Genomic DNA, 15,955 nt, shown 5'->3' with positions numbered 1-15,955 from the left:
TGGATGGGTTATAGGACGGAGCACCGCGCCCGCGCAATATGTTGTGGAGAATACCCTTGAATACGTCCATTTCTAGTGTAGCGCACATTCGCACTGTGTTAGCGGCCATGCCCGGAGAAGATTTGGCGGCGGTGGCCGTCTGGTCCGCGCGCGAACCGCAATTAACCAAGCCGGCCGGCTCGTTGGGGCGTCTCGAGGAATTGGGCCGCTGGCTGTCGGCGTGGCAGGGGCGTCACCCGCCGCGTCTGGACAAGGTGGTCGCCCGTGTCTTCGCCGGCAATCATGGCGTCGCCGCCTTGGGGGTGTCGGCCTTTCCGCCGGAAGTCACGGTGCAGATGGTCGCTAATTTCCAGCATGGCGGCGCGGCCATCAACCAATTATGCACGGTTTTCGGCACCGAATTGGATGTGGTGTCGTTGGAACTTGATCGACCCACCGCCGATTTCACCCAAATGCCGGCAATGACCGAAGCGGAATTCGTCGCCGCCTTTCTGGCCGGCATGGATGCGGTGCCGGCGGACACTGATTTGCTGTGTATCGGTGAGATGGGGATTGGCAACACCACTCCGGCGGCGGCGATTTCGTGCGCCTTGTTCGGGGGCGAGGCCGCCCTTTGGACCGGACGCGGCACCGGCATCGACGGTGCCGGGCTGGACCGCAAGACCCAGGTGGTCGCCGCCGGCGTCGCCCGTCATGGCGGCCAGGCCGGGTTGGATATTTTGCGGTGCCTGGGCGGGCGCGAATTGGTCGCCATGGCCGGGGCGACCCTGGCGGCACGGCTGCGCCGGGTGCCGGTACTGTTGGATGGTTATGTCTGCACCGCCGCGGTGGCGGCGTTGCTGGCGGAATGTCCCGGCGCGCTGGACCATTGCGTCGTCGCCCATGCCTCGGCCGAGCCCGGACATCGCCGGCTGATGGAAGCCTTGGGCAAAACCGCCTTGTTCGATCTGGGCATGCGCCTGGGCGAAGCCTCGGGCGCGGCGCTGGCGGTGGGCGTGGTCCGCGCCGCCTTGGCCTGTCACACCGGCATGGCCACCTTCGCCGAGGCCGGCGTCAGCGGCGCCTGAGCCGCCCGGCACGGGCGCGCCTTAAGCCTGAGCCGCCCGGCACGGGCGCGCCACAGGCCCAAATCTTACACCAATCTCCTTGGTGTCAGCAGCCGAAGCGGTCCTTGAACTCACGGATTTCGCGCTTGCTCAGGCCATAGCGCTCGGCATCGGCCATGCTGGCCTTGCCGGCCAGCAGGTCGCGGACCAGCCCCAGTTCCATGCGCGACAGGCGGCTGGCTTCAAGCTGGTAATCGCGGAAGGCCTCGGTGGTCACCGGCACCCAATCGGCCATGATCGCCAGCATCTTTTCCGCATAGATCCGGATTTCGTACTGGGCATGGTGGTCGGCGCGCAAACGCAGGAAATGCATCAGATTGTGCAGGTTGGTCTGCCAGTACATCTGCGTATAGGTCGAGAGCGGCAGGCCGATACGGGCCAGTTCACGGGCGATGCCGTCGCGGTCCTCGTCGATGGCTTCGCCGTCTTCATCGACATTGAGCAGATTGTGATAGCTGGAGAAATTGCGCTGAGCATCGTCTTTGAGAATGCGCAGCACCTCGTTCGCCTGCTCTGTGGTCAGGTTGTCACCGCGCCCTTGCTTGTTGTCGGTGGATTGCACCGCCAATTGCGCCGGCTCGGGCATGTAGAATTCGTCGGGCATGATCGAATAGCGGGCCGAATATTCATTCAGCGAGGCGGTGCGGTGGCGCACCCACTGGCGCATGACGAAGATGGGCAGCTTGACGTGCAGCTTGATGACGCAGCCTTCGAACGGGCTGGTGTGGAAATGGCGCATCAGATAGCGCAGCAAGGCGCGATCGTCGGACACCCCCTTGGTGCCCTTGCCATAGCTCATACGGGCCATTTGCAGGATGGACAGGTCATCGCCCATGTAATCCTTGACGGCGATAAAGCCGTGATCAAGCACCGGGTGATAGACGTTGACGTGTTCTTCCATGCCCGCGGCCACCGGACGAAAGGTGGCGGCGGTTTCACGCTCGGGGGCGTCGAGGGATTCGGCGACGGGCATGGCGGACATGGAAGTTCTCCGAAAATCAGGCTTCGTGCAGGGCGGCGGCACGGTGGCGGAACTGGGTGATGATCCGGCGTTCGACCTCGGGCATGGCGAGGCTGGCCAGACCTTGCAACAAGGGTGAGCGCAAGGTGATACGGTATTCGGCCCTTACCTGTCCATCGGCGAAGCGCCAATCAAGGGCAAAGGCGCGGAACGGGCCGTCATCGCTGGTGATGATCAGGCGGTGCGGCGGCGTGGCTTCGGCCTTGGTGACGAAGCGCAAATCCACCGGGCCGGCGCCGAAATGGTTTTCCACCATGCGGATATCGCCATCGGTCGCGGTGATCTTGGCCGAGCGGCACCAGGGGATGAAGCTGGGATAGGCTTCGACATCGGCGGCGATATCGAACAACTGACGGGCGGTCAGGCGCGGAAAATCCACGGAAAAGCGCCCGTTCAACCCCATGATCAGCGGGTCAGGTTACGGATGTTGCGGACAAAGATGTTAAGCAGGCCGCGAATGAACGGATCGGCCTTGGCCAGCTTTTCGCGAAAGGCATCGCGGCCGATGATCACCACCGAAACATCGCTTACCGCCTTGGCGGTGGCCATACGCGGCTGATCGTCGACCAGGGCCATCTCGCCGAACAATTCGCCGCGCGTCAAGGTTGCCAAAACCAGGCCGTGTTTGGAGATTTCGACCGAGCCTTCCTGAATAAGATAGGCGCGATCACCCGAATCACCTTCACTGAATACCTTCTGGCCCGCATAGAAAACCTTGCGTTCCAGGACTTTACCTTTTTCCATAGCGGCCCCCGTCGCCCTCCGTTATCTGAACATTAGGCACAGACGGCGGCAATGTCACCCCCCGCCGAGGGATTAATTCTTCGGTGCAATCGACAGTCATCGTTTTTACGGCCTACACTGAAAAATCAAAGAACGGAGTTTTGCCCCCTTGTCGGCATCGTCCACCATTCAGGCCGGGATCCGCGACCGTCTGCTGCATCGGCTGCGGGCGCTGATGGCGCGGACGGTTGTCAATGGGGCGTCGCCGGACGAGGAATTGGTGGCGGCCCGCATGACCGCCAAGGTCATCGCTCAGTTGGACGGCAGCGCTCCGCCGCCGGCCCAGCCGCCCCCCCCCAATTGGGCCCAGGCCGAGCGGGATTCGCGCGAATACCAGCAATTACTGGAAAAAAGCACGACCGAGACCTTGCTTAAAAACGCCGTGCAGGAACTGGCGCTTGAGCAAATCAACCGAGTGGCGCCGCCGCGTCGGCGCCAACCGGGGGAATATCTGGAACGGGTGGGCATTCACGATCTGCTGGATGCCCATCTGGGCATGGCGTTGTCGGTGGGCGGCAATCGCATGGCCCACGACATTTTAGCGCGGGCCATCGACGAATTGGTCTACGAAGGGCAATTGCCGGCCCATATGGATATTCCGGCCGGGCGCTGAACCAGGGTCACGGTTTGATGCGCACCCGATAGCGCAGCACCGTTTCGCCCTTGGCCGCCACCGGCACGGTCCAGACGGCATTCATGGCATCGGTTTTGTCATGGGCCAGGCTTTCTTCCAAAACCAGCCATTCGCCGGCAAAAGCAGCGCCGACGCGGACCTTGACCGGGGCATCGCCGGCATTGTTCAGGCGGACTTCCCAGGCGGTTTCGGTGATTTCCGCCGCCACTTTCTGCACATCGGTCTGCACCCGCTTGGCGGTGACGTCGAACGCCTTGCCCATGGTCAGGCGGAAGGGGGCGCCGGCCGGCACCATGGGCAGGCTGTCCTCGCCGACAAGAGCAAGGCCGCCATCGCCATCACGCAGGAAAAGACGCGCCGGCCCTCCCGGCAAAGGTTGGTCGGCGGTGTTGCGCAAGATCAGCGTGGCGTCGGGATGCAGCGGGGCATCGTTGGCGAAACGGCCGTTCCAGACATAGGAAGGCAGCGCCGGCAGTTCCAACTGCCGTTCGACATTCAGCCGGGTCGGCGGCAGCAAGGGCACTTGAAGCGCTTGGCCGTCACGCAACGAAAGGGGCTGAGGCAGGGAATAAAGATGATACGGCCCCAGCGCCTGAGGGGAGGGGGCCGCATCCATGGCGGTGGCCATCAGCGCCTTTTCCATGCGGGCCATGCGCGGCTGGGGGGCGACGTTGCGATTGATGTCGCCGGCCAGGATGCGGATGCGGGCATTGCTGAAATCGCCGCCGCTGGCATTGCGCAATTCGGCCCATGCGGACAGCACCGCCTTGGTGTTGCCTTCGATCTCGACCACATAAGCGGGTTGCCAGGACAGGCCGTGCGTCAGATAGGAAAGTTCCATGTCATGCTTGCCGGCCTTGTCGACGACAATGTCGGCGCGATAGGCCGCCATGGTCTGCATGTGCGGCGGCAGGGCGTCATAGATCACCCGTTCCGGCTGACCGCTGACCACCTTGTCGCCGACACGAAATACCGGCACGCCGTCGCTGACCAGAACGGTGGCGCGTTCCTCGCGCTCGCTGCCGTTGGCATGGCGCCAGACCACGGTGACCTCCTTGCCGCGATGCTCGGCCAGCAGGCTGTTGGCGTCGATGCCGTTCACATCCAAGTGCTGGCTTCGCACCGAAATCCCGCTGCCGCTCAAGCCGATGGCCCCCAGTTGGGCCTGGCGGGGAACCGGTTCGATGATCAGGGATTGGGCCCCGGCCTCGACGGCGGCGGTGCGGCGATCGCGGACCAGGGCGACGTCTTCCTGGGTCACGGTCAGGGTCAGTCCGGTGCGGGTTTCCCGCCCCAAAAGAGTGTCGGCGAAGCCGGCCGCCGCCAACAGGGGGGATGCGGCGATGGTGATCAAAAGAACCTTGCGCCAGGGCATGATGCTGCTCCGAAAATCCGTATTTGGTTGAAAGCTATGCTATGAAAGCGGCCAGACGATGGCGAAAACGAGGATGTGGCGGTGGATATACCCTTGTTGATGACCGCCCTGCTGGCGGTGGTGGTTTTGGCCCTGGCGGCGGCGTTGATGCTGCGTGGCCGTGGTGGCGCCGATATTACCCGCGCCGTTGACGGAGTCATGCAGGCGCAAGGATCCCTGGCCGGCCGGCTGGCGCAATTGGCGGAAACCCAGGCGGCGGCGCAAGGCGTGTTGGCCGAGCGGTTGCAGGCGCAAGAACGCGCCCTGGCCAAGGCGGTGGAAGAACGGCTGGCCGCCATGGCCAAGCGGCTGGATGACGGCATGCAGCAATCGGCCCATCGTCAGGCCACCAGCATGCACGATCTGCGCGAACGGCTGGCGGTGATCGACGCGGCGCAAAAGAACATCACCGAATTGTCGGCGCAGGTGGTGTCGTTGCAAGATATTTTGTCCAACAAACAGACCCGCGGCGCCTTTGGCGAAATCCAATTGATTGATTTGGTGCAATCGACGCTGCCGCCCTCGGCTTACGAATTCCAGGCGACCTTGCCCGGCGGCAAGCGGGTCGATTGTCTGCTCAAGCTGCCCAACCCGCCCGGCCCCATCGGCGTTGACGCCAAATTTCCGCTGGAAAGCTGGCATCTGCTGCGCCGGGCCAAGGACGATACGGAAAAGACCGTGGCCGGTCGCGCTTTTGCCACCGACATCTTGAAGCATGTGCGCGACATCGCCGAAAAATACATCATCCCCGGTGAGACGGCGGAATCGGCGCTGATGTTCCTGCCATCGGAAGCCATCTATGCCGAATTGCACGCCAATTTCCCCGAAGTGGTGGAAAAGTCCTATCGCGCCAAGGTGTGGATCGTTTCGCCCACCACCTTGATGGCGACCTTGAACACCGTGCGCGCGGTGCTCAAGGATGCGCGCATGCGCGAACAGGCTGGGGTTATTCAGAAAGAAGTGCGGCTGCTTTTGGACGACGTCGAGCGTCTGGATAACCGCGTCGCCCAATTGGACAAGCATTTCGTCCAGGCGTCGGAAGATATCCGCCAGATCCGCATTTCCACCGACAAGGTGGTCAAACGCGCCGACCGCATCGAAGCGGTGCAGGTGGGCGACGATGCCGAGGCGGTGACGGTCGAGGTGACCGCCAAACTGCCGGGTTAATCCTCGGCCTTTTCGATTTTTTCCAGCACCGGCCAGAATTCCAGGAACAAGGTGGATTTGTCCGGGTGGTCGCGGCCGCCTTGATCGGGGTGAAAGGCGCGGGCAAAGGCGCGCTTGACGTCGCGAAAACGGTTGTCCACCACCAGGGTCGGGCCGCCCTCTCCCGCTGGCCGGGCCTTGGCCATGGCCAGGGCGTCCTTGAGGATCTCGATCTTGTTGGTGGCGCGTTGGGCGTCGGCCTCGGCCAGGCGCGCCCGTTCCAGCGCCGCATGGGTGCGGGCTTGCCAATCAATGCCGGGCTGTGCCGGGGGCAGCGGGATGATCTCGGCCTTGGTCGGTTGCGCCGATTGCGCCTGCGCTTGTGCCTGGGCCAGCAAACGTTCCAGATCGGCGATACGGCGGCTGCTGTCCAGGCGCAGACGGGCCAGGACCAGGGTGTGTTCTTCGCTCTGACGGCTGAGTTCGGCGTGGTGGCTGGCGGTCAACGCGACCAGATCGGCGGGGGGCGGCGGTGGGATGTCGCCGCGCAATTGGCCCAGCTCGATCCGCAATGCGGCCAGGCGTTCGGCGGTTTCTTGTACGGCCTGACGCTCGGTCGCCACTTCAGCCGTCAGCCGGGCGTTGTGTTCGCTTGCCGATCGCAGCGCGGCCAAGGCATCGCCCCGTTCGCTCCGCCATTCTTCCTGGCGATGGATCAGGCTTTGGCGTTCCGCCGCCAATTGTTCGCTCACCCGGGCCTGTTGCGCCCCCGCCGCTTCCAGACGGTCGCCGTACACCGCCACGGTCTGGCGGGCTTGTTCCAGTTCGGCGCTCAGTTCAAGGATGCGGGCCTGGGCATCGATCAGGGCTTGGGATTGCACCTGCGCCGTGCCGGCATATTCGCCGGCGTGGCGGATTTCCTGGTGGGCTTGCGCCCGTTCGAATTTTTCCAGCCACAGGGCCAATTCGGCCTTGTGTTGGGTGTGCAAGGCGTCCAATTCCTCGGCGTTGGCTTCGTCTTGTTCGTTCAGGCGCAGGCGCAGATCGGCGATTTGCCGCTTGGCGTCGCTTAGGCTCCATTCCCCGCTGGTGCGAATTTCCGCCAGTTCCTCGGCATGACGGGTGCGCAGGGCGGCAAGACTGGCCTGGTGCAGGCGGTCCGCCTGATCCAGCGCCGCCGCCTTGTCCTGTTCCGTGCGGCCCAAGCGCTGGCGCAGGGCGGCGATTTCATCTTCGGCGGCGCTTTGGCAGTGCTGCCGGGTTTGGGCCTCGATTCCGCGGGCATGATCGCGCAGGCATTCCATTTCGGCCCGCAGGGTGGCCATGCCGGCTTCGGCATGACTGGCGGCTTCGTCCAGGCGATCGTGCAATTCCGCTTCATGACGGGCGCGCTGGGCGCTCAGTTCCTCTTCCAGCGCGGTCAGGCGGTCAAGGGTGGTGTTCACATCGGCTTGTGCCGCGACGCTGCCGTCACGCCGGGCCTTGGCCAGTTCGGCTTGGTAGACCCGTTGGAATTCTGCCGCCAGTTGTTCCAATTGGCCGATGCGGTGGCGTTCGCGCGCCAGCTCCTTGCGCAAGTGTTCGCTGGCGGTTTCGGCTTCGACCATGATGGCGGCGCGAATCGACCCGATGGCTTGCTGATGCGTCGATTCGATTTCCTTGACCATGCGGTCATGCGCTTGTTTTTGCGCCGTCAGATCGCGGTCATGGGTTTCGCGCAGGCGCTCTAGCTCGATCTGGTAATTGTCCAGCAGGGTGGACAGATGGGCGGTGGTCTTTAACTGCGTCCGCTTGCGGCCGCCGGCCCGCCACAGCCAATAGCGCAGGCTTTGGCCCAGCCGGGCGGTGGCGCCGCTGGTTTTGGCGACGGCGGAGGCATCCCCGCTCGACCCCAGCAATCGTTGGGTTAGGGCCATGGCGGTGTTCAGATCAGCGTCGCGGTCATTGTCGCTCATGGCCCAACAATGCCAGGAGTGAGGGGCGGGGAAAAGGCGGTTTGCGGGCTTTTGCAGCGTAAGCTTGCGGGGCACGCGGCAAAGCCTATACTGCCGGGCTTAATCATTCCCATTTCCAGGGGCGTTTGCCATGAAGGGCGAAGTCAAGAAGGTTGTGCTGGCGTATTCCGGCGGCCTGGATACCTCGATCATCCTGCGCTGGTTGCAGGACCAATATCAATGCGAAGTGGTGACCTTCACCGCTGATCTGGGCCAGGGTGAAGAACTGGAACCGGCGCGCAAGAAGGCCCAGCTGATGGGCATCAAGGACGAGAACATCTTCATCGATGATCTGCGGGAAGAATTCGTCCGTGACTTCGTGTTTCCCATGTTCCGCGCCAACGCGCTTTACGAAGGCGTCTATCTGCTGGGCACCTCCATCGCCCGGCCGCTGATCTCCAAGCGGCAGATCGAGATTGCCAATCAGGTCGGCGCCGATGCGGTGTCGCACGGCGCCACCGGCAAGGGCAACGATCAGGTGCGCTTCGAATTGGGCTATTACGCCTTGAAGCCCGACATCAAGGTGATCGCGCCGTGGCGTTTGTGGGACCTGACCAGCCGCACCAAGCTGCTGGACTTCGCCGAGAAGCACCAGATTCCCATCGCCAAGGACAAGCGCGGCGAAGCGCCTTATTCCACCGACGCCAACCTGTTGCACATTTCCTATGAAGGCAAGGCCCTGGAAGACCCCTGGACCGAACCGGACGAGGATATGTTCACCCGCTCGGTCAGCCCGGAAAACGCCCCGAACAAGCCGACCTATGTGGAAGTCGCGTTCGAAAACGGCGACGCCGTCGCCATTGATGGCGTGCGTCTGAGCCCGGCGCAGCTTCTGACCAAGCTCAACGAACTGGGCGGCGCCAACGGCATCGGCCGGCTGGATCTGGTGGAAAACCGCTTCGTCGGCATGAAAAGCCGGGGCGTCTATGAAACCCCCGGCGGCTCGGTGTTGATCGTCGCCCATCGCGCCATCGAGAGTCTGACGCTGGATCGCGGCGAGTCGCACCTTAAGGACGACATCATGCCGCGCTATGCCGAGCTGATCTACAATGGCTTTTGGTTCAGCCCGGAACGCATCGCGTTGCAGCAGATGATCGACCATATCAGCCAGAACGTCTGCGGCGTGGTCCGTCTGAAGCTCTATAAGGGCAATGTCACCGTCGTCGGCCGCAAGTCGGAAAAGTCGCTCTATCGCATGGATTACGTCACCTTCGAGGAAGACAGCGTCTATGACCAGCGCGATGCCCAGGGCTTCATTAAATTGAACGCCTTGCGCATGCGTTTGGCCAAGATGGCGCGCGGTTAATGGTTTGATCCAGATAAACGGTTCATTCGCCTGAACCGTCTGTCTGGAGAATCGTCCGAGAAAATCACCGAATCGGTGCAGCAGGGTTTTTGCTGACAAAGCAGGCCCCGGAGCGATCCGGGGCCTTTTGGTGCTGGGGCGTTCAGGTTTGCCGCCATTCGCGCAGAAGCGTCGCCATCACCTGTTGGGCGTCGCTACAGCCATGCAGCATGGGGCCGCCGGGGGCCGCCTTGATGTTGGGGCCAACGGCGCAATGGCCCAGGCAAGGGGAGAGGCGAATTTCCCAAGACAGTGCGCGGGCGTCGATTTCGGCTTGCAGCGCCGCCATGACCTTATGGGCGCCGGCGCTGGAACACGATCCAGCGCCGGTGCGGCGATTAACGCAGAGATAAAGGGTCGGAGTCATTCAACCCATATGGGAGCGCCATCGCCGGGAAACAAGCTTGCGGGTTTCATCGAACACCAGCACCGACGAGGCCACCGCGCCGGCCAACAGCCAGTCGGTCGCCGACAGGGCGACGGTGTGGAAGATGGCCTGCGCCGGTCCCCAATGCACCGCCACACCTTGCAAGACCAGCACGCCGCCCAGGGCCAGCCACAATTTTCCATTGTGGAAGAAATGCGGGCCAAAGGCCGATTCGGAACCGACGCGGGCATTGAAAATGTTGAAGAACTGGAACAGCACGAAGGTGGTGAAGGCCAAGGTGCGAGCGCGTTCCAGGTCGCCCTGGGCCGAGGCCCACCATAATATCGCCAAGGTGCCCAAGGTCATGGTGGCGCCATAGGCGAGCAGGCGCCCCAGACGTTGGGTCGGCAGAATGGGTTGGTTGCGCGGGTGCGGCTTTTCACTCATCAGCTTGGCGCGGGCGGGATCGAAGGCCAGAGCCATGGCCGGCGGCCCATCCATGATGATGTTGACCCACAGAATCTGGATGGGATGGAACGGGCTGATCAGGCCGATGAACGGAGCGATGAAGACGCAGAGCAAGGCGCCGATATTGGTGGACAACTGAAAGCGCACGAATTTGACGATGTTGTCGGTGATGGTGCGGCCTTCGCGCACGGCGCGGACCACCGAGGCGAAATCGTCGTCGGTAAGCACCATGGTGGCGGCTTCCCGCGTCACGTCGCTGCCGGTGCGGCCCATGGCGACGCCGATATCGGCCCGTTTGAGCGCGGCGGCGTCGTTGACGCCGTCACCGGTCATCGCCGCCACATGGCCACGGGCTTGCAGCGCGGCGACAATACGCACCTTGTGTTCGGGGGCGACGCGGGCGAAAACGTCGATATGCTCGACTCGGGCGGCCAGTTGGGCATCGTCGAGCCGGTCCAACTCGGCGCCGCTGATCACTTCGCCGTTCAGTCCCAACAAACGACCGATGGCGGCGGCGGTAACGGCATGGTCGCCGGTGATCATCTTGACGGCGATGCCGGCGGCGCGGCAGGCGGCGATGGCGTCGCGGGCCTCGGCGCGCGGGGGGTCCATCAAACCGACCAGGGCGGTCAGCGTCAGGCCCTGGGCGGCGGCCAAGGGGTCGGCAAGGGCGCTTTCCTCGACCCGCGCTTCGGCCAAGGCCAGCACCCGCAACGCCTGGGCCGCCATATGTTCGCTTTCGGCGGTCAGGCGCTGGCGTCCAGCATCGTCCAAGGCTTGGGGGCCGCTCCCAAGGTCGACAAAACCGCAATGTTGCTGCACCACCCCGGGCGCGCCCTTCATCAGCAGACGCAGGCCGTCGGGGGCGCGGTGGATGGTGATCATGAATTTGTGGGCGGAATCGAACGGCAATTCGGCCACGCGCGGCCAATCGGTGGCGATGCCGGCCTTCTGCGCCAAAGCCAGCAAGGCGCCTTCGGTCGGATCGCCGACCAAGCCGCCATCCGCGCCGAGATGGGAATCGTTGCACAATTTCGCCGCCAGCAAGGCGGGGGTCAAATCGGGCAAGGGAGCGGCGGCGATCCCGCTGATGCGGCCGTCGCCACCATAGCCGTCGCCACTGACGGCGAAGCGATGCCCCATGGCCCAGCCGGCCCGCGCCGTCATCTGGTTCAGCGTCAGGGTTCCGGTCTTGTCGGAACAGATCACCGTGGTCGAGCCCAAGGTCTCCACCGCCGCCAGCCGCTTGACGATGGCGCCGTGGCGGGCCATGCGGTACATGCCGATGGCCAGGGTCACCGTGACCACCGCCGGCAATCCCTCGGGGATGGCGGCGACCGCCAAGGCGACGGCGGTCAGCACGGTTTCGCCCCAGGGCTGGCCGCGCATCAGTCCAGCGACCAAGATGATGCCGACGATGACGGCGGCGATCAATGCCAGCCGTCGGCCCAATCCATCCAGCCGTTCTTGCAACGGTGTGCGGCTTTCCGGGGTGGTCGCCAGCATATGGGCGATGCGGCCCATTTCGCTGGCGGCACCGGTCTGGGTGACCAGCATCTCGCCGCGTCCACGGGTCACGACGGTGTTCATGAAGGCAAGGTTGGCACGTTCGGCCAGTGGCGCGGCGGCGGAATGAATTTGGCCGTGGTCCTTGGCCACCACCACCGATTCACCGGTCAGGCTGCTCTCGTCGATTTCCAGGCCGTGACTGGCCACCAATCGGCCATCGGCGGGAACGCGGTCGCCGGCTTCGATCAGCACCAGATCGCCGGGGACCACGGCCTCGGCCGGGATCTCCTGTTTGGTGGCGTCGCGTCGCACCCGCGCATGCGGGGCCAGCATGCTTTTCAACGTCTCAAGAATGCGTTCGGCCCGGTATTCCTGATGAAAGCCCAGGCCGGCGTTGAATAACACCACCGAGATGATCACGATCATGTCGGTGGTGTCGCCGATGAAGCCGGCCAGAACGCCAGCCGCCAGCAAGACCAAGGTCAGCAGGCTTTGAAACTGCTCCAGCAGCATGCGCGCTTTGGATTTGGCTTTTTTTTCCGGCAGCCGGTTGGGGCCATTGGCGGCAAGCCGCTGCGCCGCCTCGGTGGCGGCAAGGCCGGCATGGACGTGCGAGCGCAGGCGCGCCCCCGTTTCGTCCGGGCTGATACAATGCCAGGAAGGCTGCTCGCTCATACCCCATCGTCCCGCTGCTGCCGATCAGATCAGCATAGGCGCGGATCGCGGGGGTTCAAGCCGCGAGACGGATTATTGCGGTGCCGTGGTCAAGCCCATCTGGGCGGCGGCAACCACGGCGCGGGTGCGGTTGTTGACGTTCAGCGCCTTCAAGATGGCGGTGACGTGCAGCTTCACCGTGCCCTCGGCCAGTTCCAAAATACGGGCGATTTCCTTGTTGGACTTTCCTTCGCCCAGCAGGCCCAGAACTTCGCGTTGACGCGGCGTCAGGATCGACATGGCTTGTTCGACCACCGCCGGGTTCAACCCCTCGCCGCGCGGAGTGGCGCGCTCGATCAGAGCTGGCGGCAGATAAACCCCGCCCGACAGCACCAGCTTTAGGGCTGACAGCATGACCCGGCTGGACGAGGTCTTGGGAATATAGCCGGCGGCGCCCATTTCCACCGCTTGCAGGACGCTGCGGCGGTCATCGGCGGCGGACAGCACCACCACCGGCACTTCCGCCGGCAGGGTGGCGCGCAAGCGGGGCAAGCCTTCGTCCCAATTGGCGCCGGGCATGTTCAGGTCCAGCAAGACGATGTCAATATCCGGATGGCTTTCGGCCAGGACGAAAGCCTGGGAGAAATCTCCGGCTTCGACGACCTGCACGTTGTCTTCCAATTGTCCCAGGACATGACGCAATCCCTCGCGGAATAGTTCATGGTCGTCGGCGATCAAGATTTTCATATTACTCGGCAACCCCATCCTTCGGCGCTCGATCGGGCACACCCCCGGGCCCGCCGCCGCGATCACGAAATATTTTCCGCACCCGGCGGCGAAACAGAGCGGCCGTCACCCCCTGCTGACGTCCCTCTGTCCTTAGGCTGAATACTAGCATCAAACTCATACCTTTGTCGCAAGCTTATCGGCGCTAATTATCATAAATACCCGTCTTTTTGTGCGTAGCACCCACTGATCGGCGGAGTCGCCCTTTGCCTTACCCGTAGCGGTAGATCAGGGCCGCCATCCGGGCAGTGGAGCGGACCCCCGATGGGGTGGGGGGCGGTGAAAGGGTTCAATTTTGCCGGGCATCCGGGGGTATTTGACGCTTTCGGGACTGGATTCACCGGGGCGAGTATGCGATATGGTTGCGCGTCTGAATTCGGGCGGAACAAAGGTTTTCCGCCACAGAAATACCACTGGAGGAAGCGATGACTATCCGCGTCGGCATTAACGGCTTTGGTCGTATCGGTCGCATGGTGTTCCGGGCCGTGACGAAGGATTTTCCCGAAATCGAAATCGTTGGCATCAACGATCTGCTGGATCCCGAATATCTGGCTTATATGTTGAAGTACGATTCGGTGCATGGCCGTTTCCCCGGTGAGATTTCGGTGGATGGCGACACCCTGATCGTCAACGGCAAGAAGATCTTGCTGACCCAGGTCAAGGACCCGGCCGAGCTGAAATGGGGCGAATTGGCGGTCGATGTGGTGATCGAATCCACCGGCCTGTTCCTGACCACCGAAGCCTGCGAAAAGCACCTCAAGGCCGGCGCCAAGAAGGTGGTGCAGTCGGCGCCGTCCAAGGACGACACGCCGATGTTCGTCTATGGCGTCAACCACACCAAATATGCCGGCGAAGCCATCGTTTCCGCCGCGTCGTGCACCACCAACTGCTTGGCCCCGGTGGCCAAGGTCCTGCATGACACCTGGGGCATCAAGCGCGGCCTGATGAGCACCGTTCACGCCGCCACCGCCACCCAGAAGACCGTTGATGGCCCGTCCTCCAAGGATTGGCGCGGCGGCCGCGGCATCTTGGAAAACATCATCCCGTCGTCGACCGGCGCCGCCAAGGCCGTCGGCAAGGTGATCCCCGAGCTGAACAAGAAGCTGACCGGCATGTCGTTCCGCGTCCCCACCTCGGACGTGTCGGTGGTCGATCTGACCGTCGAGCTGGAAAAGCCGGCCACCTATGAAGAAATCTGCGCCGCCATGAAGACCGCCTCCGAAGGCGCGCTCAAGGGTGTGCTGGGCTACACCAACGAAAAGGTGGTCTCCACCGATTTCCGCGGTTGCTCGCTGCCGTCGATTTTCGACGCCGATGCCGGCATCGCGCTGGACACCACCTTCGTCAAGGTGGTGGTCTGGTACGACAATGAATACGGCTATACCTGCAACATGCTGAAATTCGTCCAGCACGTCGCCAAGAACTAAATTTTTCCGGTCTGGGGCCCGTTTCGATTGCCGGAACGGGCCCTTTTTCCATTCAGACGAGGGGGAAACGCTTATGTTCCGCACCATCGACGCTTTCGACGTCAAGGGTAAGCGCGTTCTGGTCCGCGCCGATCTCAACGTGCCGTCCAAGGACGGCAAGGTCACCGATTCCACTCGCATCGACCGTTCGGCCGCCACCTTGAAGGAATTGGCCGAGCGCGGCGCCAAGGTCATCGTGCTGACCCATTTCGGCCGTCCCAAGGGGCGCGAGGACAAGTATTCGCAAAAGCTGCTGGTCGAGCCGCTGGCCAAGGCCGTGGGCAAGGCGGTGGCCTGGGCCGACGATTGCATCGGCGCCGTGGCCGAAGCGGTCATCGCCAAGATGAAGGACGGCGACGTCGCGCTTTTGGAAAACGTTCGCTTCCACCCGGAAGAGGAAAAGAACGATCCGGCCTTTGCCCAAGCCCTGGCCGCCTTGGGCGACGTCTATGTCAATGACGCCTTTTCCACCGCGCACCGCGCCCATGCCAGCACCGAAGGTCTGGCCCATCTGCTGCCGGCCGCTGCCGGCCGATTGATGCAGGCCGAACTGGATGCCCTGGCCAAGGCCTTGGGGACCCCGGAAAAGCCGGTGGCCGCCGTCGTCGGCGGCGCCAAGGTGTCAACCAAGCTGGAATTGTTGGGCAATCTGGTTGGCCGCGTCGATTACCTGATCATCGGCGGCGGCATGGCCAACACCTTCTTGTTCGCGCAGGGTAAGAACGTGGGCAAGTCGCTGTGCGAAAAGGACATGGCCGACACGGCGCGGGCGATCCTGGAAAAGGCCAAGGCGGCCCATTGCCACATCGTGCTGCCGGTTGACGCCGTGGTGGCGGCCGAATTCGCCGAGAACGCCGCCAACGAGGTGGTGTCCATCGACGCGGTGCCCGCCGACAAGATGATCCTGGACGCCGGTCCGGCCAGCGCCGAGGCGATCATCGACCGTCTGGGCGGCTGCAAGACCTTGGTGTGGAACGGCCCGCTCGGCGCCTTCGAGATCAATCCGTTCGACGCCGCCACCAACGCCGTTGCCCGCGCCGCGGCCGAACGGACCAAGCAAGGCAAGCTGCTGACCGTGGCCGGTGGTGGCGACACCGTCGCCGCCTTGGCCAAGGCCGGTGTCGACGAGGCGTTCTCGTATATCTCGACTGCCGGCGGCGCGTTCCTGGAATGGCTGGAAGGCAAGACCCTGCCCGGCGTCGCCGCGCTGGAAATCAAGTCCGGCGGCGGCTGCGGTTGCGGCCACAGCCACTAAGGCGGAT

General features: G+C 63.4%; 14 protein-coding genes. 6 read left to right on the top strand and 8 right to left on the bottom strand.

The genetic code is table 11. From position 1 onward, the window contains the following. Positions 1–38: 38 nt before the first annotated feature. Positions 39–1,067 (top strand): nicotinate-nucleotide--dimethylbenzimidazole phosphoribosyltransferase, encoded by a 1,029-nt coding sequence (cobT, locus tag KEC16_RS13475; RefSeq protein ID WP_211549781.1) that lies wholly within the window; start codon positions 39–41, stop codon positions 1,065–1,067. Between the two features lie 85 nt (positions 1,068–1,152). Here the strand turns inward: cobT and thyX are convergent, their stop codons facing one another. The 3 genes from thyX to KEC16_RS13460 are packed head-to-tail and all read right to left on the bottom strand — an operon-like array spanning position 1,153 to position 2,871. After that, positions 1,153–2,088, bottom strand: coding sequence for an FAD-dependent thymidylate synthase (thyX, locus tag KEC16_RS13470; RefSeq protein ID WP_211549779.1), 936 nt, complete (start codon positions 2,086–2,088; stop codon positions 1,153–1,155). A gap of 16 nt (positions 2,089–2,104) precedes the next feature. Continuing rightward, positions 2,105–2,506: a type II toxin-antitoxin system RatA family toxin gene (locus KEC16_RS13465; RefSeq protein ID WP_211549777.1), complete on the bottom strand. Its 402-nt coding sequence runs from the start codon at positions 2,504–2,506 to the stop codon at positions 2,105–2,107. A 26-nt stretch (positions 2,507–2,532) separates the two neighbouring features. Then, a complete protein-coding gene (locus KEC16_RS13460; RefSeq protein ID WP_211549775.1) occupies positions 2,533–2,871 on the bottom strand; it encodes a cyclic nucleotide-binding domain-containing protein in 339 nt (112 codons plus the stop codon). A gap of 148 nt (positions 2,872–3,019) precedes the next feature. Here KEC16_RS13460 and KEC16_RS13455 point away from each other — a divergent pair, with 148 nt between their 5' ends. Then, positions 3,020–3,523 carry a hypothetical protein gene (locus KEC16_RS13455; RefSeq protein ID WP_211549773.1) on the top strand — a complete coding sequence of 168 codons (504 nt, stop codon included), beginning with the start codon at positions 3,020–3,022 and terminating at the stop codon, positions 3,521–3,523. Between the two features lie 7 nt (positions 3,524–3,530). On the opposite strand, the gene KEC16_RS13450 is transcribed toward KEC16_RS13455, so the two are convergent. Then, the gene (locus KEC16_RS13450; protein WP_211549771.1) at positions 3,531–4,919 is read right to left on the bottom strand and encodes a DUF4139 domain-containing protein; all 1,389 of its coding nucleotides are present in this window, start codon (positions 4,917–4,919) and stop codon (positions 3,531–3,533) included. Between the two features lie 81 nt (positions 4,920–5,000). On the opposite strand from KEC16_RS13450, the gene KEC16_RS13445 reads away from it, so the two are divergent. Beyond that, entirely contained in the window at positions 5,001–6,125 is a 1,125-nt protein-coding gene (locus tag KEC16_RS13445) for a DNA recombination protein RmuC (RefSeq protein ID WP_346344084.1), read from the top strand. Here the strand turns inward: KEC16_RS13445 and KEC16_RS13440 are convergent. Further along, complete coding sequence (locus KEC16_RS13440; protein WP_211549769.1) at positions 6,122–8,059, bottom strand: coiled-coil domain-containing protein; 1,938 nt, start codon at positions 8,057–8,059, stop codon at positions 6,122–6,124. The genes KEC16_RS13445 and KEC16_RS13440 overlap by 4 nt on opposite strands. A 130-nt stretch (positions 8,060–8,189) precedes the next feature. On the opposite strand from KEC16_RS13440, the gene KEC16_RS13435 reads away from it, so the two are divergent. Next, complete coding sequence (locus KEC16_RS13435; protein ID WP_211549767.1) at positions 8,190–9,404, top strand: argininosuccinate synthase; 1,215 nt, start codon at positions 8,190–8,192, stop codon at positions 9,402–9,404. Positions 9,405–9,546: 142 nt separating this feature from the next. On the opposite strand, the gene KEC16_RS13430 is transcribed toward KEC16_RS13435, so the two are convergent. The 3 genes from KEC16_RS13430 to KEC16_RS13420 all read right to left on the bottom strand — a co-directional run bounded on the left by KEC16_RS13430 (position 9,547) and on the right by KEC16_RS13420 (position 13,188). Then, positions 9,547–9,810 carry a (2Fe-2S) ferredoxin domain-containing protein gene (locus tag KEC16_RS13430; RefSeq protein WP_211549765.1) on the bottom strand — a complete coding sequence of 88 codons (264 nt, stop codon included), beginning with the start codon at positions 9,808–9,810 and terminating at the stop codon, positions 9,547–9,549. Further along, positions 9,811–12,462 carry a cation-translocating P-type ATPase gene (locus tag KEC16_RS13425; protein WP_211549763.1) on the bottom strand — a complete coding sequence of 884 codons (2,652 nt, stop codon included), beginning with the start codon at positions 12,460–12,462 and terminating at the stop codon, positions 9,811–9,813. It abuts the gene before it with no gap. Positions 12,463–12,534: 72 nt separating this feature from the next. Continuing rightward, positions 12,535–13,188, bottom strand: a complete 654-nt coding sequence (locus KEC16_RS13420) for a response regulator (RefSeq protein ID WP_211549762.1) — start codon at positions 13,186–13,188, stop codon at positions 12,535–12,537. Positions 13,189–13,652: 464 nt separating this feature from the next. Between KEC16_RS13420 and gap the strand changes: the two genes are divergently transcribed. Next, positions 13,653–14,654, top strand: coding sequence for a type I glyceraldehyde-3-phosphate dehydrogenase (gene gap / locus KEC16_RS13415; RefSeq protein ID WP_211549759.1), 1,002 nt, complete (start codon positions 13,653–13,655; stop codon positions 14,652–14,654). 73 nt (positions 14,655–14,727) lie between these two features. Further along, complete coding sequence (locus KEC16_RS13410; protein WP_211549757.1) at positions 14,728–15,948, top strand: phosphoglycerate kinase; 1,221 nt, start codon at positions 14,728–14,730, stop codon at positions 15,946–15,948. The last annotated feature ends 7 nt before the right edge of the window (positions 15,949–15,955 follow it).

The sequence above is a fragment of the Magnetospirillum sulfuroxidans genome, from assembly GCF_018224925.1.
Taxonomy (GTDB): domain Bacteria; phylum Pseudomonadota; class Alphaproteobacteria; order Rhodospirillales; family Magnetospirillaceae; genus Magnetospirillum; species Magnetospirillum sulfuroxidans.
Note: the sequence above shows the minus strand (reverse complement) of the source record. Positions and strands in the feature narration are given on the sequence as shown.